Below are 2,331 nucleotides of genomic sequence, written 5' to 3'. Positions count from 1 at the left end.
TTCCAGACTGATTTTGGATAATGCCTACAACTTATGGGAATGATATTGTGTATTGTCTCAAGTCACATTATGGGGTAAGGGGATATTGTAGGCAGAAGTGGGTGCTTCAAGTTCAAATTATCTGCCAATTCAGTAATGGGAGGACGTGTAAACGCAATAAGGACGTTCAAGAGCTTAGTTGCAGATTTGAGGCTTAATTTTTTCATAATTTTAAGTTGTTAAGTTATTATTACCCTAATATTACGGTTAAGTTATTATTACCCTAATATTACGCTAGGGACTGCATTTTGTTTCATGTATAGATCTGATGATACTAAAGTTGAATTCGTTCAGAAGATCTGTAGTAATAGATTCACTAGTGTATTAATGAAATACTCTTTTGAAGTGCTAATTTCTGTAACATCTCTAAAGTTTTATTTCTAAATTAATTATTTGATTTTTTCACCGAAGAGTATCTTTTATTTTTTCCTTATAAATACAAAAAATGAGATAACGACAAAGAATAGCACATAGGCTATGTTTACGTATTCGCCTTTCGAAAAGTTTATTATCCCGCTATAAAAACAATAGTTTAATCTCCACACTGTACTATAGGGTATAAGGTAGATATAATCTTTATTTTGAGCAATAATACCAAAAATCGTCATGAGGCTAGCAAACCCAATAGGTAAAACAAAACTCTTAAAAATCAAACTAAGATAATATTGTATAAGTGAAACAGCAGAAAGTGCTATAAACAAATACGAGAAATAAGAAGCTATTAGGTTATTAACATTATAACTGGAGAATTCATATCCAGGTAATAACTTATCCAGAGCAAAACCAGACAGGAGGAAAGTAAGATAACCTATAAGGAAAGAAATAAAGTTAATCTCTAAAAGGAAGACTATTTTGCTCGAATAAATTGTCAGCTTGCTAATTGGTCTTGTAAAAAGAAGTCTAAATCCATAATTCTTATATTCTACATCGCATAAAGAATAACTCAAAATGGCTGCAAGAATTGGATAAAGCAGAGCATAGGAGTCGAAGATGTATCTACCCAATACCCATACCCAAGGATTATAATCAATAGTTATTGCCGGATTATAGATACCATCAGCATGTTTATGCAAAACATATATATCGACGCATAAAGTCATGAACAAAGGAAATAGCAAGAAAAGCCAAATGGCAATATTAAATCTTAATTTATAGTGTTCACTTTTAAGAATAGTAAAGAACGATATAGGTTTCATAAGTCGGTTTTTATTAGATGAAGGAATACAGACTCCAAATTTTCTTGGTATGTATCTGAAAGTAAAATTTGAATGTGGTTTTGTTGCATTAATTTTTTAAAACTGTCAAAGGAACCATCTTGCTCTATTTCTATAATAAGCGTGCCATCAGAGATCCTTTTTGTGGGAATCAAGTGTTCTTTACATATCTTCATGCATCGTTCCGGTTGGTCCGTATGTATTAAATAAGATTGCTTTTTCTGATTGAGTAGACTATTAATTTCTCCTTGAAACAATAATCTTTTATTATTTAATATTCCGATGTGTGTGCATATTTTCTCCATTTCAGCTAAGATATGTCCTGAAATGAAAATGGTTTTTCCTTTACTTTTAAGTTTGAGCATTAGCTCTCTCATTTCAAAAACACCTTGAGGATCTAGTCCATTGAGAGGTTCGTCAAGAATGAGTAATTTAGGATTATGAAACATTGCCATCGCAATTCCCAAGCGTTGTTTCATTCCTGTAGAATATTTTCTAACTTTTTTGTCTTTATCTTTAGTCAAATTCACAAGCTCTAGAACCTCTTGAATGCGTTTTTGTCCACAATGATATAGTATATCCAAATATTTTAGATTCTCATAGGCACTCAAATCTGCATAGAAGAATGGCTGTTCAATCAAGCATCCTATATTTTGAAGGATATGCAATCTGTTGGAATGAAATTCTTTTTTATTGAAAAATACCGTATTTATTTTAGTTTGCTCCAATCCTAAAAGTATCTTTATCGTTGTTGATTTACCCTCTCCATTCTTGCCTAAGTATCCATAAATGGAACCTTCTGGAATCTTCAAGTTAATGTCTTCTAATACAGAATGATTTCTGTAGTTAAAAGTGAGATGGTTAGTTTCAAGTATATTCATAATCAACACTTCCTTTTAAAATTATTCGTATTTATCCTTAATTCCGCAATACTATTATAAATTAAACTTTTTAAGTACCTAAGCAACAAAAAGTTGCTCAGGATTTTACTATGTCAGAATTTTCACTTATCTTAATGTTGCAAAAAAAACAAGAGAATCCGACGATAGACATGGCGAAGATACAAATTAAATCTGAG

The 2,331-nt window shown here is 31.2% G+C and carries 2 protein-coding genes; both read right to left on the bottom strand.

Annotation, left to right across the window (positions count from 1 at the left end; translation table 11 throughout):
• Nucleotides 1-458 precede the first annotated feature (458 nt).
• The gene (locus tag HMPREF9304_RS01355) at nucleotides 459-1,235 is read right to left on the bottom strand and encodes an ABC transporter permease (protein WP_036926041.1); all 777 of its coding nucleotides are present in this window, start codon (nucleotides 1,233-1,235) and stop codon (nucleotides 459-461) included.
• The gene (locus HMPREF9304_RS01350) at nucleotides 1,232-2,134 is read right to left on the bottom strand and encodes an ATP-binding cassette domain-containing protein (RefSeq protein ID WP_036926040.1); all 903 of its coding nucleotides are present in this window, start codon (nucleotides 2,132-2,134) and stop codon (nucleotides 1,232-1,234) included. The genes HMPREF9304_RS01355 and HMPREF9304_RS01350 overlap by 4 nt, the downstream gene beginning before the upstream one ends.
• Nucleotides 2,135-2,331: the final 197 nt, after the last annotated feature.

This window comes from Hoylesella timonensis S9-PR14 (assembly GCF_000762405.1).
In the GTDB taxonomy this organism is placed as follows: domain Bacteria; phylum Bacteroidota; class Bacteroidia; order Bacteroidales; family Bacteroidaceae; genus Prevotella; species Prevotella timonensis_A.
The sequence above is the reverse complement of the archived record's forward strand: the minus strand, read 5'-3'. Positions and strand labels throughout refer to the sequence as shown.

Coding starts and splice junctions, on each gene's coding strand:
- HMPREF9304_RS01355 (WP_036926041.1), bottom strand. CDS start 1,235: ATGAAACCTATATCGTTCTTTACTATTCTTAAAAGTGAACACTATAAA.
- HMPREF9304_RS01350 (WP_036926040.1), bottom strand. CDS start 2,134: ATGAATATACTTGAAACTAACCATCTCACTTTTAACTACAGAAATCAT.